We start from the raw sequence: 23,505 nt of genomic DNA, 5'->3' as shown, positions 1-23,505 counted from the left end.
ATGCTCCGGCCACCTGAGGAGCCCCGTTGCGGCCTTCGGCCGATCGATGATACGTCAGAGGCGGGGGCGCTTGTTAAGGGGAGGATGTCGTGGGTCTGCTCGTCATGATCCTGGGGCTCGTGCTGTTTTTCGCGGCCCATGTATTCACCACGAAACGCAAGGCGCGGGCACAGGCGATCGCGAAGCTGGGTGAGGGGACCTACAAGATCCTCTATGCGCTGGTGTCGCTGGCGGGTCTTGCGCTGATCGTCTGGGGCTTTGGCCATTATCGAGCGACCGGCTGGATCGACGTGTGGTATCCTCCGAAGGCGCTGAAGCACATCACCGTTGCGCTGATGCTGCCCGCGGTCATTCTGGTGGTTGCATCCTACATTCGTGGCCGCATCTATGCGACGTTGAAGCATCCGATGCTGGCCGGCATCAAACTGTGGGCCGCGGCGCATCTGTTGGCGAACGGCGATCTCGGCTCCATCATTCTGTTCGGTTCGTTCCTGGGCTGGGCGGTCTATGACCGCATCTCGCTGAAACACCGCACCGATAGCGGCGCCCCGCCGATTCCGATCGGCGGCGCCACCAACGACCTGATCGCGGTCGCGGTTGGGGTCGTCGCCTACCTCGCGCTCGCCTTCGCGTTCCATCCCGTCGTGATCGGCGTGCCTGTCATGGGATCCTGACAATGTCCGTCCAATCCGCCGTCAAGCGCAAGACCGCGCCCGACCTCCGCGTTCGCAAGAATGGCGAGCCGATCGTGATGCTGACCTCATATCACGCGCATACCGCCGCGCTGGTCGACCGGCACTGCGACGCGATCCTGGTCGGCGATTCCCTGGGCAATGTCATGCACGGATTCGAGACCACGGTGCCCGTGACGCTCGACATGATGATCCTGCAGGGCTGCGCGGTGATGCGCGGCTCTCGGCAGGCGCTCGTCGTCGTCGACATGCCGTTCGGCTCCTACGAAGGCTCGAAGGAGCAGGCCTTCCAGTCGGCGGTGCGGATCATGAAGGAAACGCAGTGCGGTGCGGTCAAGCTCGAGGGCGGCGCGCGGATGGCGGAGACGGTGGCATTTCTCGCCGAGCGCGGCATTCCCGTGATGGGCCATATCGGGCTGACGCCACAATCGATCAACGCGCTTGGCTCGTTCCGCGCACAAGGCCGCGAGGAGACGAATTGGGCGCCGATCGAGAACGACGCCAGGGCGATCGCAGAGGCGGGGGCTTTCTCGATCGTGATCGAGGCGGTCGCCGAGCCGCTGGCGCGCAAGATCACGCAATCGATCGCCGTTCCTACCATCGGCATTGGCGCGAGCGCAGCCTGCGATGGCCAGATTTTGGTGTTGGAGGATATGCTCGGCTTGTCGCCGCGGTCGCCTAAATTCGTGCGCCGCTATGGCAATCTCGGGCCGGCGATCGAGGAAGCCATCGCGGCCTATGCGCGCGACGTGAAGAGCCGTGCCTTCCCGGGCCCGGAGCACGTCTACGCGATGAAGAAGAATTGACGAGGAAGCGCATGGACTGGTCGCAGCACTCACTTCCACCCATGCGACTCGAGGCCCGCTTCGGCGATCGCGTGGTGCCGGCATTTTGCGAGCGGCCGGCCAGCGTCTGGGCGATGATCGCGGAGGCCTGCGCGCGCAACGGCGATGGCGAGGCACTGATCTGGGGCAATGTGCGGCTGAGCTGGCGCCAGGTCGTGGACCAGGCCGCGCGGATCGCGGCGGGGTTTCGCAAGCTCGGCCTCAAGCGCGGCGACCGCGTCGCGATCCTGCTCGGCAATCGCATCGAATTTCCGCTGCTCCTGTTTGCCGCCGCGCATGAGGGGTTGGTGACGGTGCTGCTCAGCACGCGCCAGCAGAAGCCTGAGATCGCCTATGTGCTCACCGATTGCGGCGCCAGGATACTGATCCACGAGGCCGCGCTTGCCGACCGCCTGCCTGCTGCGCAGGATATTCCGGATATCGTCGATCGTATCGCCATCGACAATGATCCGCAGCGCTCGCGCTTCGCGATCCTTGCGGACAACGCACCGGCACCGGCGCCAGTAGAGGTCGCGGAGGAGGATACAGCGATGATCCTCTACACCTCGGGCACGACCGGTAAGCCGAAGGGCGCGATGCTCGCCCACTGCAACATCATCCATTCCTCGATGGTGTTCGTGTCGTGTCTGGAATTGACGGCGGCGGACCGTTCGATCGCGGCCGTGCCGCTCGGCCACGTCACCGGCGTCGTCGCCAACATCACGACCATGATCCGTTGCGCCGGCACGCTGATCATCATGCCGGAGTTCAAAGCGGCGGATTATCTCCAGCTCGCCGCGCGCGAGCGCGTCACCTACACGGTGATGGTGCCGGCGATGTACAATCTCTGCCTGCTCCAGCCGGATTTCGACGGCTACGATCTTTCGAGCTGGCGGATCGGCGGTTTCGGCGGCGCGCCGATGCCGATCGCGACCATCGAGAAGCTCAAGGCGAAGATTCCCGGCCTGAAGCTGATGAACTGCTATGGCTCGACCGAGACGACGTCGCCGTCGACGATCATGCCGGGCGAGCTGACCGCAAGCCATATCGATAGCGTCGGCCTGCCGTGCCCCGGAGCGCGGATCGTCGCGGTGGCGGCGGATGGGCGCGAGCTGCCGCGTGGCGAGATCGGCGAGCTCTGGATCCAAAGCGCCTCCGTGATCAAGGGCTACTGGAGCAACCCGAAAGCCACGGCCGAAAGCTTCACCGGCGGGTTCTGGCATTCCGGCGACCTCGGCTCGGTCGATGCGGACGGCTTCGTCCGCGTGTTCGACCGGCAGAAGGACATGATCAACCGCGGCGGCCTGAAGATCTATTCCGCCGAGGTCGAATCCGTGCTGGCCGGCCATCCCGCCGTGGTCGAGAGTGCGATCATCGCCAAGCCTTGCCCCGTATTGGGCGAGCGCGTCCACGCGGTGGTGGTGACGCGGACACCAGTTGCCGGCGACGTCCTACGCGCGTGGTGTGCGGAACGGCTGTCCGACTACAAGGTGCCGGAAACGATGGCGATCACTGCCGAGCCGCTGCCGCGCAATGCCAACGGCAAGGTGCTGAAGCGGCAATTGCGGGAGCAGCTCACAGGAACCTGAGCCGGGCAGGCGGCCCCAAGATGGTTGGGTTAACGCCTTGATCGGGCTGGCTTTGCCTTGCCACCGCCATACCGATAGGGTACGCCGCCGCCACGCGGGGGGTGGGATTTCCGACGCGAGCGATCCGGCGCGCGCTCCCGACCGGGCATGGGATTAGCTTAAGTGTCTGAATTATTTGACGAAGTCGACGAGGAAGTACGTCGCGAACAGCTCAAGAAGCTGTGGGATAAATATTCGATCTACTTCATCGCGCTGATGGTGCTGATCGTGGCGGCCGTCGGCGGCTGGCGCGGCTACCAGTACCTGGAGGCCAAGAAGGCCGCCGAGGCCGGCGCCGCCTTCGAGAAGGCCGTGGAATTGTCGGATCAGGACAAGCACGCGGACGCGGAGAAGGCCTTCACGGAGGTCGCTGCCAAGGCGCCGTCGGGCTATCGCACGCTGGCGCGGCTGCGTGCCGCGGCCGAGGCCGCGGTCGCCGATCCCAAGGCTGCTGCCAAGATGTATGACGACATCGCCGCCGATCGCAGCGTTGGTGCCGAGTGGCAGGATCTCGCCAAGATTCGCGCCGCCGGGCTGCTGCTCGACGGCGCGAGCTACGCCGATATACAGCAGCGGTTGGAGGCCTCGGCCTCGGCCGGCTCGACCTTCCGTCACACCGCCCGCGAGATGCTGGCGCTGTCGGCCTGGCGCAATGGTGACACGAGCGCGGCCCGCAAATGGCTGGACGCGATTGCGGAGGACGGCGAGACGCCGCCGGGTCTACGGTCGCGCGCCGAGGCGCTCCAGGCCTTGCTGCCGCCCGTCGCCAAAAGCTGAGTCAGTGCTGACGGCCCCGAGAGCTTAGACGAGACATCCATATGCGCCGCACCCCACGTTTGATCGCAGCCGCCGTCCTGGTCGCCTTTACCGGCCTTCTGGGCGGCTGCTCCAGCGGCGGGTTCGATCCGGCCGACATGCTCGATTTCCTCGATACCAAGAAGAAGCTGCCGGGCGATCGCAAGCCGGTCTTCCCCGACGGCGTGCCGGGCCTCGAGCAGGGCGTGCCCAAGGACATGTACAAGGGCGCGCAGCAACAACAGCAGGATCCGAACGCGGCCGTTGCGGCTGCGCCCGCGGCGCCGCCGCCTGAGCCGGCCCCGCCGTCGAAGTCCGCGAAGGGCAAGAAGAGCAGATCACCGGCAACCGCAGCGACCGCACCGGCTGAGGCGCCGGCCGGCGAGGTCGATGGCGAAGCCCAGCCTGCGGACGCGCCGCCTGCGGCTGCCCCGCCGCCGAAGCAGAAGATCGTGCGCAAGCGCACCACCGCGCCGCCGCCCGATCAGCCAGCCCAGCAGGCGGCTCAATCGGCACAGACCACGCAGCAACAGCAGTCGCAAGGGGCCTTCCCGGCTCCGCTGCCAAGCGGCAGCTTCTCGCGCTGATCATTTCATTGCATTGACAGGCGCAGCCCCCGCAGCGCACGAATGACCGATGTCCTTCACGATCGCCATCATCGGCCGGCCCAATGTCGGCAAGTCGACGCTGTTCAACCGCTTGGTGGGACAGAAGCTTGCGCTCGTCGATGATTTGCCCGGCGTCACGCGCGACCGCCGCGAGGGCGAGGCCAAGCTCGGCGACCTCCAATTCACGGTGATCGATACCGCCGGCCTCGACGAGGGCGCCAAGGGCTCGCTCACCGCACGCATGCAGGAGCAGACGGAGACCGCGATCGCGCACGCCGACGCGCTGTTCTTCGTGATCGATGCCCGGGTCGGCCTCACGCCAACCGACCGCGCCTTTGCCGATTTCGCCCGCCGCGCCAACAAGCCGGTTCTGCTGGTCGCCAACAAGAGCGAGGGCAAGCACGGTGATGCCGGCGCGATGGAGGCCTTTGCGCTCGGCCTCGGCGATCCCATCCAGATCTCGGCCGAGCACGGCGAGGGCATGGGCGAGCTCTATGACGCCCTGAGCGGGGTGATGCCGGAGCCCGTCGAGGACGAGGCCGAGGACGACGAGCCGCTGTCCGAGGAAGAGGCGGCCACGCGCCCGATCAGGGTTGCGATCGTCGGCCGGCCCAATGCCGGCAAGTCGACGCTGATCAATTATTTGCTCGGCGAGGAGCGCCTGCTGACGAGCCCGGAGGCCGGCACCACGCGCGATTCCATCGCGGTCGAGATCAACTGGAAGGGGCGCGATTTCCGCGTGTTCGACACCGCCGGCCTGCGCCGCAGGTCGCGCATCGAGGAGAAGCTGGAAAAGCTCTCGGTTGCGGACGCGCTGCGCGCCGTGCGGTTTGCGGAAGTCGTCGTGCTGATGATGGACGCGCAGAACCGCTTCGAGGAGCAGGACCTGCGCATCGCCGATCTGATCGAGCGCGAGGGCCGTGCGGTCGTGCTCGCGGTCAACAAATGGGACCTGATGGAGACCAAGGGCGGCGGCGCCATTTCCGGCCTCCGTCGTGATGCCGACCACTGGCTGCCGCAGGTCAAGGGCGTGCCGATCGTTGCCGTCTCCGGCTTGATGGGCGAGGGCATCGACCGCCTGATGCAGGCGATCCAGGACGCCTACGCGGTCTGGAACAGGCGCGTGCCGACCTCTGCACTGAACCGCTGGTTCGAGCAGGCGATCCAGGCCAATCCGCCGCCCGCGGTCTCGGGCCGCAGGCTCAAGCTGAACTACATCACCCAGACCAAGGCGCGCCCGCCGAGCTTCGTGCTGTTTTGCTCGCGCGCGGACGCGGTCCCGCAGGCTTATCTTCGCTATCTCACCAACTCCCTGCGCGAGGCTTTCGAGCTGCCGGGCACGCCGGTCCGGATCACGCTGCGCGAAAAGGCCAATCCCTTCGCGCACAAGCGCAAGCGATTGTCGTGAGCGAGGGGACGAGCGGGGCCTTCGCACCAGATGCCGCGCCGGTCCGGCGCGGTGCGGTCGCCTTCATCTTCGTCACCATCCTGCTCGACATGCTCGCGATCGGCGTGATCATGCCGATCCTGCCGAAGCTCGTGGAGAGCTTTGTCGACAACGACACCGCACAGGCGGCGAGGATCTTCGGCGCGTTCGGCACCGCCTGGGCGCTGATGCAGTTCGTGTTCTCGCCGCTTCTCGGCACATTGTCGGATCGCTTCGGACGCCGGCCGGTGGTGCTGCTGTCGAATTTCGGGCTCGGTGCCGACTATGTCCTGATGGCGCTTGCGCCGTCCCTGGCCTGGCTGTTCGTCGGCCGGGTGATCTCCGGTATCACCTCGGCCAGCATCTCGACGTCTCTCGCCTATATCTCGGATATCACGCCGCCCGAGCGTCGTGCGGCGATCTTTGGCAAGGTCGGCGCAGCCTTCGGTGCCGGCTTCATCATGGGGCCGGCGCTCGGTGGCCTGCTCGGCGACATCGACCCCCGGCTGCCGTTCTGGGCGGCGGCGGGCTTGAGTCTTGCCAATGCGCTCTACGGTCTGTTGATCCTTCCGGAATCCCTCACGCCCGACAAGCGCGCGCCGTTCCGCTGGAAGAACGCCAATCCACTGGGCGCGCTGAATCTTCTGCGCTCCCACCCCGTCCTGGCGGGATTGTCGGTGGTCACTTTCATCGCGCAGGTCGCTCATGTCGTCTTGCCGTCGACCTTCGTGCTCTACGCGAGCTATCGCTATGGTTGGGATTCCAAGACTGTTGGATTGACCCTCGCCATGGTCGGCATCTCCGCCGTGGTGGTGCAGGGCTTCGCCATCGGCCCGATCGTGCGCGTGCTCGGTGAGCAGAACGCGTTGCTGCTCGGATTGGTCTGCGCCGCGATCGGCTTCGTGATCTTCGGCTGCGCCCCGACCGGACCGCTGTCCTGGATCGGCATTCCCGTGATGGCGTTGTGGGGTGTCTCCGGTGCCGCGTCTCAATCGCTGACGACACGGCTCGTCGCGCCCGATCAGCAGGGTCAGTTGCAGGGGGCGGTCGCAAGCGTGCAGAGCGTGTCGCAGCTTGTCGGCCCGTTCCTGTTCACGCTGACATTCTCGTATTTCATCGGCAGCACCGCGCCGCTGCATCTGCCCGGCGCACCCTTCCTGCTCGCGGCGGTGCTGATGGTCGTGTGCGTGGTCATCGCGATGCGAACGCTGGCTGGCGCCAGGTCGTAGCGACTGTAGGGCGGATTAGCAAAGCGTAATCCGCCACTCCAATCGCCGTGAGAGAAGCGGTGGGTTACGCCGGAGCCTGTCATCGGGCCGCGCTGCGCGCGGACCCGTTGGGCTAACCCACCCTACGACAGCGTCGCTCTATTTCTTCACCAGCGGACACTCGCTGGCCTCGAGCGGCTTGGCGGCGTCTTCCGGGGCGATGGTGGCGATCAGCTTGTAGTAATCCCACGGATACTTTGACTCTTCCGGCTTCTTCACCTCGAACAGGTAGGCGGGGATGAGGCGGCGGCCGTCGGCGCGCAGCGGGCCCTTGCCGAAGAGGGGATCGTCGGTCGGGATTTCCTTCATCTTGGCGACGATCTTGGCGCCGTCATGCGGATTGCCGCCGAGCGCTTCGAGCGCTTTCAGATAGTGAAGGACGGCCGCGTAGTTGCCGGCCACCGTCATCGACGGCATCGCGTTCTTCGGCGAAACCTTCTGGAAGCGCTTCGACCATTCGCGAGTTTTGTCGTTGAGGTCCCAGTAGAACGACTCGGTGAAGGTGAGCCCCTGGGCCGTCTTCAAGCCGAGCGAATTCACGTCGGTGATGAAGAGCAGAAGCGCGGCGAGTTTCTGGCCGCCCTGGACAATGCCGAATTCGGACGCCTGCTTGATGGCGTTGGTGGTGTCGCCGCCGGCATTGGCAAGTCCGACCACCTTCGCCTTCGAGGACTGCGCCTGAAGCAGGAAGGAGGAGAAGTCCGAGGTGTTGAGCGGATGCTTGACGCCGCCGAGCACCTTGCCGCCATTGGCGGTGACGACGTTGCTGGTGTCGCGCTCGAGCGCATGGCCGAAGGCATAGTCGGCGGTCAGGAAGAACCAGGTGTCGCCGCCCGCCTTGGTCAGCGCCTTGCCGGTGCCATTGGCGAGCATGTAGGTGTCGTAAGTATAGGAGATGGTGTTGGCGTTGCAGGCCTTGCCGGTGAGGTCTGCGGTCGCGGCGCCCGAGTTGAGCAGGACCGCGTTCTTTTCCTTGACGACGTTGCTCACCGCGAGCGCGACGCCTGAGTTCGGCGTGTCGGCGATGACATCGACCTTCTCTGCATCGATCCACTGGCGGGCAATGTTGACGCCGATGTCGGGCTTGTTCTGGTGATCGCCGCTGATGACGTCGATCTTCCAGCCCTTGGCGCGCAGGCCGGAATCCTCCACCGCCATGTTGACTGCGGCTACCGAATTCGGGCCGCCGATGTCGGCATAGAGGCTCGACATGTCGTTCAACACGCCGATCTTCACAGTCTTGTCTTGGGCGAAAGCCGAGGTGGCGAAGCCGAGGCCGGCACAGGTCAACAACGCGGCATAGCGCCACGCACGAGCGTTCTTCATTGTGTTCCCTCCTACTGGTGATGCCGCGGACTGCCCTCTTGAATGGGGCTTTTTGGCCATCGGCGCGATCGGTGACGATCTCCGGGTTCCCGATAGCCTGTCTCGGGGTATGCCGCAATGCGCTTAAGGTAGGGCGTCCGAGGTCAGCCTGAATTTCTGGATTCGCTTCGCGTTATCGACCTCCGCGGTATAGACATTACCCTTGGCGTCGACCGCGATCGCATGGACCCAGTGGAATTGCCCGGCGTTGCGGCCGCTGCGGCCGAAGCTGCCGACCACGCTGCCGTCCTGACGCTTTAACACCCTGATTTCGTTGTTTTCCCCGTCGGCGCTCAAGAGATAGGTCTGCTTCGCATCGGGCCAGATCGCGATGTCCCAGACGGCACCGTTTCCCAGCGTGGCCTTTTCGTAGAACCACTCGTTAACGAAGGTGCCGTCCTTCTTGAAGACCTGGATGCGGTCGTTGATTCGGTCGCAGACATAGACGAGGCCGTCATTGGCTATTTTGACGCAGTGGACGGGATTGCCGAATTGCTGGGCAACCGGCGCCTTGGGATCGTAGGGCGCCTGCTTGTCGTCGTTCGGCTTGTTGCCGTAGGCGCCCCAGTGGCGCTTGTAGGCGAGCGTGCTCGCATCGAAGACGATGACGCGGTGGTTGCCATAGCCATCGGCGACGTAGATCTCGTTCGCCTCCTTGTCGATCGCGGTTTCGGCAGGCTTGCCGAGCTGGGTCGTGTCGTTGCTGCCGAGGCTCGGCGCGATCTTGCCGATCTGCGCGACGAACTTGCCGTCGAGCGTGAATTTCAGAATGGCGTTGTCGTTGTCGGCATTGCCGCCGATCCAGACGAAGCCGCGCTCGTCGACCTCGATGCCGTGCTCGCGGCCGACCCATTCATAGCCTTCGCCGGGACCGCCCCAGGCGCGCAGCAGATTGCCGTCGGTATCGAATTCGAGGACTGGCGGCGCCGGCACGCAGCATTTCGAGCGCGGCGGGTTGAGAGTGGCGCCTTTCTCGTCATCCGTCAGCGAGCGCGGCCGATGGATCACCCAGATGTGGCCCTGCCAATCGACGGTGATGCCGCCGACCTGGCCGAGGATCCAGTTGTTCGGCAGCGGCTTTGGCCAGGATGCATCGACCGCGAATGTCGGGACGCCGCCCGCAATCGCTGCGCCGGGCAGCGCGTGCATCATCGCCACGATGAGGATTGAAATGGAGTGAGAGAGACGTGCCAGCGCACGCATAAGGCCTGCGCGATCATGCCATGGCGCCATGGCGACCTCCCATTTTTTCTGCGGCTTGCTGCCGCTTGAGCGCGGCAGTCAATCGCGGGAAGGTTGCGAAGTCAATTAGGCCGGGGAGCGGAAGCTCATCAGGGTGCGGGTCTTGTAATCGTAGAACTTACCGGTCTCGGTCCAATCCGGTGCGCACATCGGTACGATGAATTCGGCGACCTGCTCGGGCGTATCGAGCGTCATCGGATCCTCACCCGGCATCAGCGTGGCGCGCATGCGGGTGCGGATCGGACCCGGGTTGAACAGGTTGACGCGCAGCGCCGTGTTCGCGGTCTCCTGTGCCCAGGCGCGCGCCAGCGTCTCGAGCGCGGCCTTGGAGGCGGCATAGGGGCCGACATAGGCGGTGGCCTTGTTGGCCGCGCCCGAGGTGATGAACAGAGCGCGGCCGGCGTCGGATTGCCTGAGCAGCGGCTCCATGCAGCGGATGAGCTGGAAGTTCGCGGAGACGTTGACCGCCATCACGTCGTTGAAGGTCTTCAGCTCGATATGGCCGAGCGGCGAGGAGGGGCCGAGCACGCCGGCATTACCGACGAGGATGTCGAGCTTGCCGTAGCGCTCGTGCAAGCCGGCGCCGAGCCGGGCGATGCCGTCGGAATCGGTGAGGTTGAGCGGCACTAGCGTCGCGGTGCCGCCGTCCTTGCGGATCTCGTCGTCGAGTTCCTCGAGCCCTCCTTGCGTGCGCGCCACCGCCACGATGTGCGCGCCGGCCTTCGCCAGCGCCCTGGCGGTGGCAAAGCCGATGCCGCGCGAGGCGCCGGTGACGAGAGCGATGCGATTGGCGAGGGGTTTTGTCATGGCTGGGTTTTACAGGCGTTAGCGTCCGGGACAAGCCCTCATGAGCCCGTCATTCCGGGGCGGTCCGCAGGACCGAACCCGGAATCTCAAGATCCCACAATGCGCAATTGCGCATTGTGGTTCGATGCTTCGCATCGCCCCGGGATAACGCCTTCGGCGTCAGCTCGCTTCCGCCAGCAGGGACAATTGCCGCGGCTGCGGCTCGGTCTGGGTCTGGTCGGTGAGGTGGGTCGGATAGGCGCCGGTGAAGCAGTGATCCGAGAACTTCGGATTGGCCGGGTCGCGGCCGGGCTCGCCCATGGCGCGGTACATGCCGTCGATCGACAGGAAGGCAAGCGAGTCTGCGCCGATGATCTCGCGCATCTCCTCCAGCGAATGCGTCGCGGCCAGGAGGCCGCCGCGATCGGGCAGGTCGATGCCGTAATAGTCCGGATAGAGGATCGGGGGCGAGGCGAGGCGGAAGTGCACTTCGGTCGCACCCGCATCGCGCATCATGCGCACGATCTTCTTCGAGGTGGTGCCGCGCACCAGCGAGTCGTCGATCAGGATGATGCGTTTGCCTTCGATCGCGGCGCGGTTCGCCGAATGCTTCATGCGCACGCCGGATTCGCGGATCGCCTGCGTCGGCTGGATGAAGGTGCGGCCGACATAGTGGTTCCGGATGATGCCGAGCTCGAACGGCACGCCGGAATGCTGGCTGTAGCCGACCGCGGCGGGCACGCCGGAATCAGGCACCGGCACCACCACGTCGACCGGCACGTGGCTTTCCCTGGCGAGCTGGGCGCCGAAGGCCTTGCGCACCTCGTAGACGGAGCGGCCGTGGACGACGGAATCCGGACGGGAGAAATAGATGTATTCGAAGATGCAGGGGCGCGGTGCCATCGGCGGGAACGGCTTGTGGACGTCCTGGCCGTTCTCGTCGAACACGATGACTTCGCCGGGCTCGATGTCGCGGATGAAGCGCGCGCCGATGATGTCGAGCGCGCAGGTCTCCGAGGTCAGGATCGGGCAGCCGTCGAGCTCGCCGAGCACGAGCGGGCGGATGCCGCGCGGATCGCGCGCGCCGACCAGCTTCTTGTTGGTCAGCGAGACCAGCGCATAGGCGCCTTCGATCTCGCGCAGCGCGTCGATATAGCGTTCGATGAAGCGGTTACGCTTGGAGCGTGCGACCAGGTGCAGGATCACTTCGGTGTCGGTGGTCGACTGCATCATCGCGCCGTTCCTCACGAGCTCGCGGCGTAGCGTCAGGCCGTTGGTGAGGTTGCCGTTGTGGGCGACGGCAAGGCCTCCGGCATTGAGCTCGGCGAACAGCGGCTGCACGTTGCGCAGGATGGTGGCGCCGGTCGTGGAGTAGCGGACATGACCGACCGCGACATTGCCGGGGAGGCGGTCGATCACCTCGTGGCGGGAGAAAGTGTCGCCGACGAGGCCAAGCCGGCGTTCGGAATGAAAGCGGTTGCCGTCGTAGGAGACGATACCGGCGGCTTCCTGGCCGCGGTGCTGAAGGGCGTGGAGGCCGAGTGCGGTGATAGCGGCGGCTTGAGGGTGGCCGTAGATGCCGAACACGCCGCATTCCTCGCGCAGCGTATCTCCCTCCAGGTCGTCCTGAAGCTCTAGCGCGGCTGGGCCGAGATCGAGATCAAGTTGGGCGTCCTGGTCAGGGTTTCGCATCTCGTTCGCGCCTCTCTCTGGGCTCAACGCGCCGCGGGTTTCTCGATCAGCTTTTTCAGGCTGTCACGAGCCGGTTTACTGTATCCGTCGCCGCCGCCCGAAGGCTGCTGCTCGGAATCAGCTTGATCATCATCTGGTTTGTTTTTCTTGAATCTCTTCAAGATGGTGTTCTCGGGGTCATCCGGCAAGAGCGACATCAGCCAATCTCCGGTTCCCTGGAGCACCACCCGGGACTTGGCCCCGGTGACCCAGTCCGGGCGCTGCTTGTCCGGCACCAGCCACGTGAAGAACAGGAAGGCGACCACCACGATCAAAAGGCCGCGAGCCAGCCCGAACAGGAAGCCGAGGGTGCGGTCCAGCGCGCCGATCCGCGAGTCCAGGATCATGTCGGAGATGCGCACCGTGATCACGGAGACCACGATCAGGGTGCCCACGAACACGCCGGCGACCACGACCACGCTCGCGACTGTATCGTTGTTGAAATAGGTCTTTGCGGTCGGCAGCAGCTTGGAGAACGAGTACAGCGTCACGATCGCGGCCGCGCCCCAGGCTGCGATCGACAGGATTTCGCGCATGAAGCCGCGGACCATGGCGAGCAGGCCCGAAATCAGCATCACACCGAGCAGGATCAGGTCGAGGAGTGTAATCGGCATCGGCTGGTCAGGTCCGCTCGTACTCTCAAAGGTGCTCAGCGAATCGGTGTCTTGGCCGCCGCCCTAAATGACGGGCCGACGGCGCGTCCGGCAAGGCCGGAACCACGCAATCCCATGCTGCTTTTGTGACGGGTGTATAGCGGCGGGGGCGCAGGACGTCACCTCCGGCTAGCCCTCCCCACGGCGGAATCTTGCCGGTGTGGCATTTTTCTCTGCCGGTGCGTTCGCGTCGCCCCGGCGGGAGCCGCGGGCGGCGATCTCGGCCACCAATGTGGTCAGGCTGCCGACGGCATTGAGCGCCAGCCCGGCGTCCCCGCCGGCCTCGCCCCGGGCCGATTCGGGCAGCACGGCGCGGCTGAAACCGAGCTTGGCCGCTTCCTTCAGCCGGGCCGGCGTCTGGGCAACGGGGCGGACCACGCCGGAGAGCGAGATTTCACCGAAATAGACCGCATCCGTGGGTAACTGCGCATTAACCAGGGAGGACACCAGCGCAGCCGCGGCGGCGAGGTCGGCCGCGGGCTCGTGGATGCGTAAGCCCCCGGCGACGTTGAGATAGACGTCATGGCCCGACAGCTTCACCCCGCAATGGGCCTCCAGCACCGCTAGCACCATCGAGAGCCGGCTCGGGTCCCAGCCGACCACCGCTCGGCGCGGAGTTCCGAGCGAGGTCGGAGCCACCAGCGCCTGCAGCTCGACGAGCACGGGCCGTGTGCCCTCGATGCCGGCGAACACCGCCGTGCCCGGGGTGCCGAGATCACGTTCCGACAGGAACAGCTCCGACGGGTTGGTGACCTCGCGCAGGCCGAGGCCCGTCATCTCGAATACGCCGATCTCGTCGGTCGGGCCGAAGCGGTTTTTCACGGCACGTAAGATGCGGAATTGCTGCGAGCCTTCGCCCTCGAAAGACAGCACGGCGTCGACCATGTGCTCGACCACGCGCGGGCCGGCGATCTGGCCGTCCTTGGTGACATGGCCGACCAGGATGATGGCGGCTCCCGTCTTCTTGGCGAAGCGGATTAGCGCCTGCGCGGAGGCGCGCACCTGCGTCACCGTGCCGGGCGCGGATTCCACCGTGTCGGTCCACATGGTCTGGATCGAGTCGATCACGATCAGCCGGGGGACTGCGCCTTCCGACAAAGTGGAAACGATGTCTTCGACCGAGGTTTCGGCGGCGAGCTGCACCGGCGCATCCGACAACCCGAGCCGTTCGGCGCGCAAGCGCACCTGCGCGACCGCCTCTTCGCCGGAGATATAGACGATGCGGTGGCCGGCCCGCGCCAGCATGCTGGTCGCCTGCGTGAGCAGTGTCGACTTGCCGATGCCGGGATCGCCGCCGACGAGCAGCACCGAGCCGCGCACGAAGCCGCCGCCGGTGACGCGGTCGAGCTCGGTCATCCCTGAGGAGAGGCGTGGAGCGTCCGGGCTTTTTCCAGCGAGGCTCTCCAGCGCAAATGTCCGTCCCTTGCGCTTCGAGCGGATCGACACCGGCACGCTGCCGGTCGTGTCCTCCTCGGCAAGCGTATTCCATTCGCCGCAGGCGTCGCATTTGCCCTGCCAGCGGTTATAGGCCGCGCCGCAGTTCTGGCAGACGAAGGAAAGCGTGTTCTTGGCCATGTCGAGAGCGAGTCGGGGGTTCAGATTTGCTGATAGCACGGAACGGGAAGGCGGGAGAGCTTCGCCGGCCGGCGATCCGGCGCCACCCGCGCCGGTCAATATCGCAATTCAGGGGATCGGATACACCCTTTGTTAGCCCTGCGCCGCCGTGGCCAGCCGGATTTTGCGAAGTGTTAGCGGACGCCGGTCCACCCTCGGAACCAATCGGGGGTGGCGAAGAGAACAATGAGATTCCTGCGCATATTGCTGGCCGCGAGCCTGGCCTGCGGCGTCCTTGCGCCGGCCAGCAGCGGCATTGCGGCCGAGGCAAGGCGCCTCAACATCGTCTTCGTCAATCCGGGCAAGACCGGCGAGGTCTTCTGGGACATGGTCTCGCAGACCATGCAGGCGTCCGGGCGCAAGCTCAACGCGAACATCGAGGTGCTGACCAGCGAGAGAAATTACCGGATCATGCAGGAGCTCGGCCTTGGTGTGCTCGCCCGTACCGAGAAGCCCGATTTCCTCATTCTGTCGAACGAAGAATCCGCGGCGGTGCCGATCGTGGAGGCGGCCGAAGCCGCGGGCGTCAAGACGCTGTTGCTGTCGAACACGCTGATCGGCGAGGACGCCGCGCGTCTGGGGCCGCCGCGCCAGAAGCTCAAGACGTGGCTCGGTGACATCACGACCGACCTCACGACGGCAGGCGCGCGGATGGCGAATGCACTGATCGGCGCGGCACGAGCCGAAAAATGGCAGAGCCAGGACGGCAAAATCCACATTCTCGGAATCGGCGGCGACGAGATCACGCCGGCCTCGATCGCGCGCAACGTGGGTCTCGATCTTGCCGTGGCCGCCGCGCCCGACGTGGTAGTGGACCGGATGCTGTTCGCCAACTGGACGAAATCGGAGGCCGAGCACGTCACGGCCAATTATCTGAGCTGGGCGTCCCGCAAGGGCATCCGCCCGGCAGGCATATGGGCCGGAAACGATCCGATGGCGCTGGGAGCGCTGCGCGCGGCAACTGCCGCAGGCCTCGCGCCGGGCCGGGACATCGAGGTGGTCGGCCTCAACTGGTCGGAGGAAGCGCTGCGCGAGATCAAGGCGGGTCGCCTCCTCCTGAGCGACGGCGGTCACTTCCTGCTCGGCGGCTGGTCGATTGTCCTTTTGCGCGACTATGCCGATGGCTGCGACTTCGCGGCCGCTTCAACCCACATCGAGGTCAAGACGTCCGCGATCACGCGCGACAACCTCGTCTCCGTCCGCGACCTGATCAGGAATCGCGCCTTCGACCGGATAGACTTCGCGCGCTTCAGGGCGAAGGCTGGCGCCTGCGGTCACTATGACTTCTCCATCGACGCGCTCATCTCGTCGCTGTCGCCCCTGAACGGCGCCGGTGAATGATGAAGAAAGATGACGGGATGAGCGAACCGGATCGGACCGGGCTGGCGAAGCCCGCGACGTCGCGCTCGGTCGTCCGCGCGATGATCTGGGCCACGGTGCCGGTGCTGCTGCTGGTTCAGCTCCTCGCCTCGGCCGGCGTCGAGGTCTCGAGCTTCTGGTCGCAGATCAGGCAGCTCGACGCCCGTATCGCCCGGGTTGCCGACAGTCGCGCCGAGCTGATTGCCGAGCCGCTGTGGAAGATGCGCTACGACCAGGTCACGAGCGTGCTCAACGAGGTCATGCAGGACGAGTCGATCGCTGCGGCGACCGTCTATGACGACACCGGCGTTGCGATTGCCCGCGTTGAGGCGCGGTCGACGGGGCAGTCGGTCGCCGAGGTCTCCCGTCCCATCAGGTACAGCAACGGCAACATGGCCGTTCAAGCCGGTCGGATCGCGATCGCCTATTCCTATTCTTCCCTCTATGCGGATACGGGCAGCCGGCTGAAGCTGCTTCTCGTCGTCGGCGTGCTCGCAACGCTTGCGACCGTGATCGCGATGCGGATCTCGGCGAACGTCTTCATCGGCCGGCCGCTCGCCGCCATGATGTCGGCGATCCAGCGCAGCAAGCAGGACGGCCGCGCCTATCCCGCGGATGTCCGGTCCTCGAACGAGTTCGGCCAGCTCGCGCGCGCCTTCAACGCCATGCAGCATACGACCTCCGGCGCGCTCGACCGTCTTGGCCATATGGCTTCGCACGATCCGCTCACCGGCTTGCCGAACCGGCGCTCTCTGACCGAGCGCCTGATCGTCCTGAGCAGCGATGCCGGCGCACACGACGCGCTGGTCGCGTTCTGCTTCATCGATCTCGACGACTTCAAGGGCATCAACGACACCTTCGGCCATGATGCCGGCGACAAGTTCCTGGTTCACATTTCGGAGCGGCTTCGCAGTGCGGTCGAACCGGAGGATTGGGTCGCGCGGCTCGGCGGCGACGAATTCGTGGTCATTCGGCCCGAGGTGACGGACGTGGCGGCCGCGCAGGCGTTCGCACGGCGATTGCTGGACGCGATTTCCGAGCCGATACGCCTGCACGACAAGCTCGTCATGCCGCGCGCCAGCATCGGCCTTGCCGTGCGCCACGCGGACGATCCCGAACTGTCGCATCTGCCGGCGCTCGCCGACATCGCGCTCTACCACGCCAAGAGCAAGGCGCCGGGCACCATCGCGGTGCTGAACGAGACGCTTCAGCACGATTACCGTCGGAGCAGAGATCTCGAATTGGCCATTCCGGCCGGTTTTGCCGAAGGACAGTTCGAGGTCTGGTACCAGAGCCAGGTCGACCTCGAAAGCCAGGGCGTCGCCTGCCTGGAGGCGCTGATCCGCTGGCGCCATCCCGAGCACGGCCTCATCGGCCCCGGCGAGTTCCTTCCGCTGATCGAGCGCAGCGGCAACAATGCCCGGCTCACGCGTTATGTGCTGACCGATGCTTGCCGCGCCCTGCAGCGCCTCGCTGTGGCCGGCAAACCGCAGATCCGGATCGCGATCAATCTGCCGCCGTCAGAGCTGGCGGACCATTCGCTCGCCGGCGAGATCCGCGAGACCTGCGCGCGCTTCGGCGTTGCCGCCTCGTCCCTCGAGCTCGAAATCACGGAAGGGTCGCTGATCAACAACATCGCCAGCGCGTCCGAGACCTTGCGCCGCCTGCGGCGGCTGGGCGCCACGATCGCGCTCGACGATTTCGGCACTGGCTACAGCTCGCTCGCCCATCTGCGCCGCTTTCCGCTGGACAAGGTCAAGATCGACAAGGCGTTCATCAGCGAGATCCCGGCAAGCGCCGAGGACAAGGCGATCGTCGGCGTCATCGCGTCGCTCGCGGACACGCTGGGACTCACCCTGATCGCGGAAGGCATCGAACGGGCCGAGCAGGCGCAGGCCATGCGCGAGATCGGGGTGAGGTTCGGGCAGGGCTACCTCTATCAAAGACCGCAGCCGCTCGATGCCGTGCTGCAATGGCTTGATGGAGAGGCGGCCGGCGAGAGCCTCGCGCTTGCCGACAGCCCGTCGGTCGTGCCCGAATTCGCGGCGTGAGCGCCGCGTTACGGTGACTGTGTCGCGTTCCAGAGCATGGACAGCCCGGCCGCGATCATGATCGCGTCCATCACCATGCGGAACACGTCCGGCTTCAGGTGCAGCACGAAACGCTTTGCAATGAACGCGCCTGACATCAGCGAGGAGCCCGCGATCAGGCCCTTGACGAAAACATCCTGCGTCAGCGCGCCGAAGCGTTCGAAGGTCACTGATTTGGCGAAGTAGAGACCGAGCGAGGCGGCGGCCTCGGTCGCGAGGAAGGCGCCTTTGGTGAGGCCATAAAACAGGAATAGCGGTACGCTGAGCGGGCCGGTCGAGACCACGATGCCGGTGAGATAGCCGATCACGGCGCCGCCGATCGCAAGGTGCCATAGATTGGCCTTGAGGTGGTGCCGCGCGAGATAATGCCGGGCCGGCACCATCGCGATCAGGAACAGGCCGATGGAGAGATCGACGGCGTGCGAGGGCAGCGCCAGCAGCGTGCGCGCGCCAAGGGCTGCGGCCGGTATTCCCGTGACCGAATAGGCCGCGCAGGCCCGCCAGTCGACCTCGCGCCACCAGGCCAGGATCCGCGAAAAATTCGCCATCACGGACGCGACCGCCATGATCGGCACTGCTTCCTTCGGGCCGTAAGCGTACACCAGCACCGGCATCAGCATGATCGACGATCCCGTGCCGACGATGCCGGAGATGGTGCCGGCGAGGAGGCCGACGCTGAGGACGAAGAGGAAGGCCAAGAGATGCGCTCCGGGAATCGACAGAGTGTAGCCGGAGGAGGCGAGAAGGGCGAATGATCGTACCAAAGATTCAGTGTCGTCCCGGCGAAGGCCGGGACCCACAACCACAGGATTGAATTGTGGCGCGAGATGGTGGTTATCAGTCTTTGCCAAACCACTCCCTGGGGTAATGGGTCCCGGCTTTCGTCAGGACGACGTTGAGGAACATCATACGAAATTGCTTCAACGTCGTCATTGCGAGCGCAGCGAAGCAATCCAGACTATCACCGCGGAACGATTCTGGATTGCTTCGCTGCGCTCGCAATGACGAAGTATCGGCAGCAGTGCACCGATCAGGTGAGGGACGGAATCTCGGCCCGAACTGGCATGCCGGCCTGCGCGCCCGGCTTGAGGCATTTTTGCGCTGCGGCTTCGCATCCGACCTGCATCGCGGCTTGCAGAGGCATGGCTTCGCTCAGCATGGCAGCGAATGCGCCGACAAAGGTGTCGCCTGCGCCGGTCGTGTCGACGGGCATGATGCGCGGAGCAGGCACCCGAAGGTACGTGCCGTCAGCCATCGCGGCGAACGCTCCTTGCGCGCCCGCGGTGACGATGCAGGTAAGGTTGCCCGCCTTCGCCAGATGCCCGGCTGCGGTCTCGTAATCGGGTGAGCCAAAGCCGATGGCTGCGGCGGCATCGCGCGCCTCATGCTCGTTGACGAGGAGGTAGTCGGTCACGGCGAGCAGGTCCGTGACCATCGCCGTCGTCATCTTCTCCGGGACCGGTGCGAGATTCCAGACCACGGTGCCCGACGCCGATTTCGCCCGGCGCGCGGTCGCAAGCGACTGCGCGAACGGCACCTCCATCTGCAGCACCAGGATGGTGTCGGCGGCGAATTGGCGGGCCGGTACATCAGCGGCGATGGCCATCATGTTGGCGCCGCTTGCCACCGTGATCGCATTTTCGCCGGCGGAATCGACGGTGATGAAGGCGCAGCCCGTTGGCTCGTCGGCGCCGACGATGAGATCGGTGTCGACACCATTCCCGGCGAGATTTTCGAGCACGCGATCACCGAACGCATCTCGCCCCACACGGCCCGCCATCCGAACGCATCCCGGGCCTGCGATCCGCGCGGAGGCAACGGCCTGGTTGGCGCCCTTGCCGCCGAAGTGCGTCTGATAGGACGGCGCAAGCACCGTCCTGCCCGGGCCGGGAATGACCGGCACCAGGGCGACCAGATCGATATTGAGCGATCCGAACACCAGGATCATGGCACGTGGCCCCCGGGAGGTCAGCCTTCCTCGTCCATGACGCGAAGCTTCTCGACGCGGCGGCGGAAATCCTCGTCGGTGGAGAATTCGGCGGAAAGATAGGAGGAGACGAGATCCACCGCGAGCCAGGCACCGACAATCTGCGCGCCGATGCACATCACGTTCACGTCGTCATGCTCGACGCTCTGATGGGCCGAATGAACGTCGTGGCAGACCGCAGCGCGGATGCCCTTCATCTTGTTGGCGGCGATCGAGGCGCCGACGCCGGTACCGCACACCATGATGCCGCGGGCGGCCTCGCCCGAAGTCACCTTCTGCGCCACGGCCCGTGCGATATCGGGGAAGTCGACCGGCTTGTCGTCATAGGAGCCGACGTCGACGACGTCGTGGCCGAGGCTGCGGATGTGGTCGATGACGGTTTGCTTGAGCGGCCAGCCGGCGTGGTCGGATCCGATGACAAGGCGCATGTGATTTCCTTTTCGATGGTCTTTTGATCGTGACGGCCGCGGACGGCTGTCACGATCTGGTCTCGTTCAGCCACGCATGTCGGGCGGCAGCTCGACACCGTGGAATTTCTTGTAGATGGCGTTCAGCTTGCCGTTCTTGACGTTTTCGCTGATCCAGGCGTTAAGCTTCTCCATCAGCCGCGGCTCGCCCTTCTTCAGGCCGATGGCGAGATCGAAGGTCGCGAGCGGGATGCGGGACTCGAAGACGCGCACGGGATTCTTCACACCGATCTGGTTGATGATCGTCGCCGAGGAGCCGACGCAGTCGACCTGGCCGGAGACGGCGGCCGTCACCATGGTGGCGTCATCGTCGTAGCGGGCGATCTTCAGGTCCTTGTCCTTCATGTTGGACAGGGTCGTATCCTGCGTCGTGCCGCGCGAGACGCCGATCGACTTGTCCTTGACGTCGGGCCAGTCCTTGACGCTCGACGACTTCAGGCAGCCGACGTCCGATTGCAGCGTCGCGTAGCGATTGGTGAAGTCGATCACCTTGGCGCGGTCCGGCGTTACAGACAGCGTCGAGATGATGATGTCGGCCTTGCCGGTCAGGACGTTGGGGATGCGGGTCGCGCCGGTGGTCTGGACGAATTCCAGCTCGAGCCCCCAGTCCTTGGCGAGCATCTGCGCCACTTCGACATCCGACCCGGTCGGCTTCATGCTGGAGTCCATCATGCCCGAGGGCGGAATGGCGAGGTCGGTCGAGATGCGGATCTTCTTCGCCTTCATGATGTCGTCGAGCAGGTCGGCAGATGCCGGTGTCGCCGCCGTCATCACGAAGCAGCACAACGAGACGGCCGCGCCCAGCAATTTCCTGTTAGTCATCCTTGGTTCTCCTCTCCTGTCATGATTTTAGATTGCCCGTGCCGACGAACTGCATCAGCTCGGGGGTCGTTGGCGATGTCAGGATCGAGGCAGGCCCGGTTTCGTGGACCTTGCCGCGATGCATGAACACGATCCTGTCGGCGATGCTCTTGGCGAACCCCATCTCGTGGGTGACCATCACCATGGTCATGCCATCCGCCGCCAGTTGCTCGATCACCTTCAGCACTTCGCCGGTGAGCTCGGGATCGAGCGCAGAGGTGACCTCGTCGAACAGCATGACCTTGGGCTGCATCGCCAGCGAGCGGGCGATTGCGGCGCGCTGCTGCTGGCCGCCGGATAGCTGCTCGGGATAGGCGTGAAGCTTCTCCTCGAGCCCGACCTGCGCGAGGACCTTGCGTGCCAGGTCCTTCGCCTGGTTGGCAGCGATTTTCTTCACGGCGCAGGGCGCCAGCGTGATGTTCTGTTCGATCGTGAGATGCGGGAACAGATTGTAGCTTTGGAACACGATGCCGACGTCCTGGCGCAAAGCGCGCAAATCCACGTCCGGCCTGTCGACCCGGTGCCCGCAGACCACGATCTCACCGCCATCGACCTTCTCGAAGCGGTCGATGCAGCGCAGCGCTGTACTCTTGCCGGAGCCGGACCGGCCGATGATGGCGAGCACCTCGCCGCGATCGACGGCGAAGCTGACGCCGTCGAGCACCTTGAGCGGACCAAAGCTCTTCTGCACGTCGCGGAGCGACACGATCGGTTCGGAGGAGGAGAGGTTCTGCTGCATGTCAGGCTGGAGCGAGGTTGACCTTGCCACGTCCCATGCGCCGTTCCAGCCTTTGGCTGAACAGCGATAGCGGGTAGCACATGGCGAAGTAGACGACGGCGATGATCGCGTAGATGACGAAGGGTTCGAACAGCGAGTTGTTGACGATCTGGCCCGAGCGCATCAGCTCGACGAACCCGACCACCGAGGCGAGCGAAGTGTTCTTGATGATCTGCACCATGAACCCGACGGTGGGGGGCGTCGCAATGCGGATCGCCTGCGGCAAGATCACCTTCAGCATGCGCTGGGTCCGGCTCAGGGCGAGGCCTTCGGCCGCCTCCCATTGCGGCTTGGGCACGGATTGGATGGAGCCACGCCAGATCTCGCCGAGATAGGCGGCGACATAGAGCGTGAGCGAGGCCGAGGCGGCCACGAGCGGCGAGACCTGGAGGCCGATTGCGGCCAGGCCGAAATAGCCGAGGAACAGGATGACAAGCAGTGGTGTGCCCTGGACGAGCTGGACATAGGCGGCGCTGGCGATCCGCACCGATTTGAGCGGCGATATCCGCGCCAGCGCAATCATGAAGCCGACGATGCCGCCGCCGATCAGTGCGATCACGGACAGTCCGACGGTCCACAGCGCGCCGTGGCCAAGGAAGATCAGGTGGTTGATGTTGAGATGTCCGCCCATGATCATCTCACAACGGCGTGCCGCGCCGGCGCCGGCGGGGAAACAGCACCAGGCCGAGGCCCCAGAAGCCGGCGCGCATCACCAGCGATAGGATGACGTAGAGGACGGCGACGATGATGTAAGTTTCGAACGCACGATAAGTGTCCGACTGGATGTAGTTGGCGATCGCGGTGAGCTCCTCGGCCGAGATCTGCGAGCAGACCGAGGAGGCCAGCATCAAGAGCACGAACTGGCTGGTGAGCGCGGGATAGACCCGCTCGACCGCGGGCAACAGGATGATGTGCCAGTAGATCTGCACGCGCGACAGAGCCAGCCCCTCTGCCGCCTCGATCTGTCCGCGCGGGATTGCTTCGAAGCCGGCGCGCATGATCTCGGCGGTATAGGCGCCGACATTGATGGTCAGCGCCGCGACCGCCACGGTGAAGGCGGAGAATTTCAGGCCGAGGCTGGCAAGCCCGAAATAGACCAGGAAGATCTGGACCAGCAGCGGCGTGTTGCGGATGGCTTCGACATAGATCCTGCAGGCGGTTGCGATCAGCGGTTTGTGCGTTCCGCGGCCGACCGCGGCAAGCGTGCCGAGCAGGGCGCCGAACACGGTCGCGAGGGCCGCGAGCTCCAGGGTGAGGGCGGCGCCGCCAAGGAAGCTCGGCCAGCGCTCCAGCACCGCAGGAAAGTCGAGTTGAATGCTCATCGCGCCCGG

At 65.2% G+C, this 23,505-nt stretch carries 22 protein-coding genes; 9 read left to right on the top strand and 13 right to left on the bottom strand.

The genetic code is table 11. From position 1 onward, the window contains the following. The first annotated feature begins 89 nt into the window (after window positions 1-89). The 7 genes from MTX21_RS08405 (at window position 90) to MTX21_RS08375 (ending at window position 7,202) form a co-directional block, all read left to right on the top strand. Window positions 90-674, top strand: coding sequence for an NnrU family protein (locus MTX21_RS08405; RefSeq protein WP_280964334.1), 585 nt, complete (start codon window positions 90-92; stop codon window positions 672-674). A gap of 2 nt (window positions 675-676) precedes the next feature. Then, window positions 677-1,498 carry a 3-methyl-2-oxobutanoate hydroxymethyltransferase gene (gene panB / locus MTX21_RS08400; protein ID WP_280964333.1) on the top strand — a complete coding sequence of 274 codons (822 nt, stop codon included), beginning with the start codon at window positions 677-679 and terminating at the stop codon, window positions 1,496-1,498. An 11-nt stretch (window positions 1,499-1,509) separates the two neighbouring features. Then, the gene (locus MTX21_RS08395; RefSeq protein ID WP_280964332.1) at window positions 1,510-3,105 is read left to right on the top strand and encodes a class I adenylate-forming enzyme family protein; all 1,596 of its coding nucleotides are present in this window, start codon (window positions 1,510-1,512) and stop codon (window positions 3,103-3,105) included. A gap of 162 nt (window positions 3,106-3,267) precedes the next feature. Further along, window positions 3,268-3,921, top strand: a complete 654-nt coding sequence (locus tag MTX21_RS08390; protein ID WP_280964331.1) for a tetratricopeptide repeat protein — start codon at window positions 3,268-3,270, stop codon at window positions 3,919-3,921. Window positions 3,922-3,962: 41 nt separating this feature from the next. Beyond that, entirely contained in the window at window positions 3,963-4,526 is a 564-nt protein-coding gene (locus MTX21_RS08385) for a hypothetical protein (RefSeq protein WP_280964330.1), read from the top strand. Window positions 4,527-4,575: 49 nt separating this feature from the next. Continuing rightward, the gene (der, locus tag MTX21_RS08380) at window positions 4,576-5,955 is read left to right on the top strand and encodes a ribosome biogenesis GTPase Der (protein ID WP_280964329.1); all 1,380 of its coding nucleotides are present in this window, start codon (window positions 4,576-4,578) and stop codon (window positions 5,953-5,955) included. After that, entirely contained in the window at window positions 5,952-7,202 is a 1,251-nt protein-coding gene (locus MTX21_RS08375; RefSeq protein ID WP_280964328.1) for a TCR/Tet family MFS transporter, read from the top strand. The genes der and MTX21_RS08375 overlap by 4 nt, the downstream gene beginning before the upstream one ends. A 138-nt stretch (window positions 7,203-7,340) precedes the next feature. Here the strand turns inward: MTX21_RS08375 and MTX21_RS08370 are convergent, their stop codons facing one another. The 6 genes from MTX21_RS08370 to radA all read right to left on the bottom strand — a co-directional run bounded on the left by MTX21_RS08370 (window position 7,341) and on the right by radA (window position 14,593). Next, window positions 7,341-8,567 carry an ABC transporter substrate-binding protein gene (locus MTX21_RS08370; protein ID WP_280964327.1) on the bottom strand — a complete coding sequence of 409 codons (1,227 nt, stop codon included), beginning with the start codon at window positions 8,565-8,567 and terminating at the stop codon, window positions 7,341-7,343. A gap of 123 nt (window positions 8,568-8,690) precedes the next feature. Then, the gene (locus MTX21_RS08365; protein WP_280964326.1) at window positions 8,691-9,839 is read right to left on the bottom strand and encodes a hypothetical protein; all 1,149 of its coding nucleotides are present in this window, start codon (window positions 9,837-9,839) and stop codon (window positions 8,691-8,693) included. A 75-nt stretch (window positions 9,840-9,914) separates the two neighbouring features. Further along, window positions 9,915-10,655 carry an SDR family NAD(P)-dependent oxidoreductase gene (locus MTX21_RS08360; RefSeq protein WP_280964325.1) on the bottom strand — a complete coding sequence of 247 codons (741 nt, stop codon included), beginning with the start codon at window positions 10,653-10,655 and terminating at the stop codon, window positions 9,915-9,917. A 159-nt stretch (window positions 10,656-10,814) separates the two neighbouring features. Next, complete coding sequence (gene purF / locus MTX21_RS08355; RefSeq protein WP_280964324.1) at window positions 10,815-12,326, bottom strand: amidophosphoribosyltransferase; 1,512 nt, start codon at window positions 12,324-12,326, stop codon at window positions 10,815-10,817. A gap of 23 nt (window positions 12,327-12,349) precedes the next feature. Next, window positions 12,350-12,979, bottom strand: coding sequence for a CvpA family protein (locus MTX21_RS08350; RefSeq protein WP_280964323.1), 630 nt, complete (start codon window positions 12,977-12,979; stop codon window positions 12,350-12,352). Window positions 12,980-13,147: 168 nt separating this feature from the next. After that, window positions 13,148-14,593 (bottom strand): DNA repair protein RadA, encoded by a 1,446-nt coding sequence (radA, locus tag MTX21_RS08345; RefSeq protein WP_280964322.1) that lies wholly within the window; start codon window positions 14,591-14,593, stop codon window positions 13,148-13,150. A gap of 225 nt (window positions 14,594-14,818) precedes the next feature. Here radA and MTX21_RS08340 point away from each other — a divergent pair, with 225 nt between their 5' ends. Both MTX21_RS08340 and MTX21_RS08335 read left to right on the top strand, forming a co-directional pair. Continuing rightward, a complete protein-coding gene (locus MTX21_RS08340; protein WP_280964321.1) occupies window positions 14,819-15,973 on the top strand; it encodes an ABC transporter substrate-binding protein in 1,155 nt (384 codons plus the stop codon). Then, window positions 15,973-18,042 (top strand): GGDEF domain-containing protein, encoded by a 2,070-nt coding sequence (locus MTX21_RS08335; RefSeq protein WP_280971005.1) that lies wholly within the window; start codon window positions 15,973-15,975, stop codon window positions 18,040-18,042. The genes MTX21_RS08340 and MTX21_RS08335 overlap by 1 nt, the downstream gene beginning before the upstream one ends. Window positions 18,043-18,050: 8 nt before the next feature. On the opposite strand, the gene MTX21_RS08330 is transcribed toward MTX21_RS08335, so the two are convergent. From MTX21_RS08330 to MTX21_RS08300, 7 genes are all read right to left on the bottom strand, one after another. Then, on the bottom strand, window positions 18,051-18,779 hold the full coding sequence (locus MTX21_RS08330) for a sulfite exporter TauE/SafE family protein (RefSeq protein WP_280964320.1): 729 nt from the start codon (window positions 18,777-18,779) through the stop codon (window positions 18,051-18,053). Between the two features lie 332 nt (window positions 18,780-19,111). Continuing rightward, on the bottom strand, window positions 19,112-20,029 hold the full coding sequence (locus tag MTX21_RS08325; RefSeq protein WP_280964319.1) for a ribokinase: 918 nt from the start codon (window positions 20,027-20,029) through the stop codon (window positions 19,112-19,114). 20 nt (window positions 20,030-20,049) lie between these two features. Continuing rightward, entirely contained in the window at window positions 20,050-20,496 is a 447-nt protein-coding gene (gene rpiB / locus MTX21_RS08320) for a ribose 5-phosphate isomerase B (protein ID WP_063699988.1), read from the bottom strand. Between the two features lie 66 nt (window positions 20,497-20,562). Beyond that, entirely contained in the window at window positions 20,563-21,357 is a 795-nt protein-coding gene (locus MTX21_RS08315) for a transporter substrate-binding domain-containing protein (protein WP_280964318.1), read from the bottom strand. Between the two features lie 19 nt (window positions 21,358-21,376). Next, a complete protein-coding gene (locus tag MTX21_RS08310; RefSeq protein WP_280971004.1) occupies window positions 21,377-22,135 on the bottom strand; it encodes an amino acid ABC transporter ATP-binding protein in 759 nt (252 codons plus the stop codon). A 1-nt stretch (window position 22,136) separates the two neighbouring features. Next, window positions 22,137-22,805 (bottom strand): amino acid ABC transporter permease, encoded by a 669-nt coding sequence (locus tag MTX21_RS08305; RefSeq protein ID WP_280964317.1) that lies wholly within the window; start codon window positions 22,803-22,805, stop codon window positions 22,137-22,139. Between the two features lie 7 nt (window positions 22,806-22,812). Further along, window positions 22,813-23,496, bottom strand: coding sequence for an amino acid ABC transporter permease (locus tag MTX21_RS08300; RefSeq protein ID WP_280964316.1), 684 nt, complete (start codon window positions 23,494-23,496; stop codon window positions 22,813-22,815). Between the last annotated feature and the right edge of the window lie 9 nt (window positions 23,497-23,505).

It is taken from the genome of Bradyrhizobium sp. ISRA430, assembly GCF_029909975.1.
GTDB lineage: Bacteria > Pseudomonadota > Alphaproteobacteria > Rhizobiales > Xanthobacteraceae > Bradyrhizobium.
Note: the sequence above shows the minus strand (reverse complement) of the source record. Positions and strands in the feature narration are given on the sequence as shown.

Coding starts and splice junctions, on each gene's coding strand:
- MTX21_RS08360 (WP_280964325.1), bottom strand. CDS start 10,655: ATGACAAAACCCCTCGCCAATCGCATCGCTCTCGTCACCGGCGCCTCG.
- panB (WP_280964333.1), top strand. CDS start 677: ATGTCCGTCCAATCCGCCGTCAAGCGCAAGACCGCGCCCGACCTCCGC.
- radA (WP_280964322.1), bottom strand. CDS start 14,593: ATGGCCAAGAACACGCTTTCCTTCGTCTGCCAGAACTGCGGCGCGGCC.
- der (WP_280964329.1), top strand. CDS start 4,576: ATGTCCTTCACGATCGCCATCATCGGCCGGCCCAATGTCGGCAAGTCG.
- MTX21_RS08315 (WP_280964318.1), bottom strand. CDS start 21,357: ATGACTAACAGGAAATTGCTGGGCGCGGCCGTCTCGTTGTGCTGCTTC.
- MTX21_RS08365 (WP_280964326.1), bottom strand. CDS start 9,839: ATGGCGCCATGGCATGATCGCGCAGGCCTTATGCGTGCGCTGGCACGT.
- MTX21_RS08350 (WP_280964323.1), bottom strand. CDS start 12,979: ATGCCGATTACACTCCTCGACCTGATCCTGCTCGGTGTGATGCTGATT.
- MTX21_RS08305 (WP_280964317.1), bottom strand. CDS start 22,805: ATGGGCGGACATCTCAACATCAACCACCTGATCTTCCTTGGCCACGGC.
- MTX21_RS08310 (WP_280971004.1), bottom strand. CDS start 22,135: ATGCAGCAGAACCTCTCCTCCTCCGAACCGATCGTGTCGCTCCGCGAC.
- MTX21_RS08395 (WP_280964332.1), top strand. CDS start 1,510: ATGGACTGGTCGCAGCACTCACTTCCACCCATGCGACTCGAGGCCCGC.
- MTX21_RS08300 (WP_280964316.1), bottom strand. CDS start 23,496: ATGAGCATTCAACTCGACTTTCCTGCGGTGCTGGAGCGCTGGCCGAGC.
- MTX21_RS08370 (WP_280964327.1), bottom strand. CDS start 8,567: ATGAAGAACGCTCGTGCGTGGCGCTATGCCGCGTTGTTGACCTGTGCC.
- MTX21_RS08385 (WP_280964330.1), top strand. CDS start 3,963: ATGCGCCGCACCCCACGTTTGATCGCAGCCGCCGTCCTGGTCGCCTTT.
- MTX21_RS08335 (WP_280971005.1), top strand. CDS start 15,973: ATGAAGAAAGATGACGGGATGAGCGAACCGGATCGGACCGGGCTGGCG.
- rpiB (WP_063699988.1), bottom strand. CDS start 20,496: ATGCGCCTTGTCATCGGATCCGACCACGCCGGCTGGCCGCTCAAGCAA.
- purF (WP_280964324.1), bottom strand. CDS start 12,326: ATGCGAAACCCTGACCAGGACGCCCAACTTGATCTCGATCTCGGCCCA.
- MTX21_RS08325 (WP_280964319.1), bottom strand. CDS start 20,029: ATGATCCTGGTGTTCGGATCGCTCAATATCGATCTGGTCGCCCTGGTG.
- MTX21_RS08340 (WP_280964321.1), top strand. CDS start 14,819: ATGAGATTCCTGCGCATATTGCTGGCCGCGAGCCTGGCCTGCGGCGTC.